This is a genomic window from Gluconobacter sp. P1D12_c (assembly GCF_018812105.1).
Taxonomy (GTDB): Bacteria; Pseudomonadota; Alphaproteobacteria; order Acetobacterales; family Acetobacteraceae; genus Gluconobacter; species Gluconobacter oxydans_A.
The window spans coordinates 1-404 of the sequence record NZ_JACSIQ010000640.1; the positions used below are offsets into that span (position 1 = coordinate 1).

Below are 404 nucleotides of genomic sequence, written 5' to 3' on the forward strand. Positions count from 1 at the left end.
ATCAGAGAGCTTGCGTGTCCATTTCCTATGCTCCGCCTTGAGGTCATCATATATGCGGACGTTCTCACCGCAGGTGATAACCATGTACCGCACATACTTCCCCTAATTCTGGAGAATGTTATCAATCCAATAGGTCAGCTCATTCATCAACTGGCGACGCTCAGCAACATCAACATCAGGAATGAACAAGATATGCATAAACTGTTCATCCATCTGCTTAGCTAATCCAGACAGCAAACCCACCTTGAAAAAGGTGCCATCCTGCTTCTTACGCCTAGACGGAATCCCCAGACCTTCAAGCCTGTCAGCAATGCGATCAGATTGAAGCCTTATGGCCTCATCCCTGCCAATGCGTTCAAGATGTTTAAACACATCAACCTTGTTCCCACTGTTGCGACGAAGAA

Annotated in this window: 1 protein-coding gene; it reads right to left on the reverse strand. The window is 46.8% G+C overall.

What is annotated here, in order from left to right; genetic code table 11:
• Window positions 1-102: 102 nt before the first annotated feature.
• On the reverse strand, window positions 103-404 hold a 302-nt coding region (locus KP705_RS18525; RefSeq protein ID WP_215765365.1), incomplete at its 5' end, for a hypothetical protein.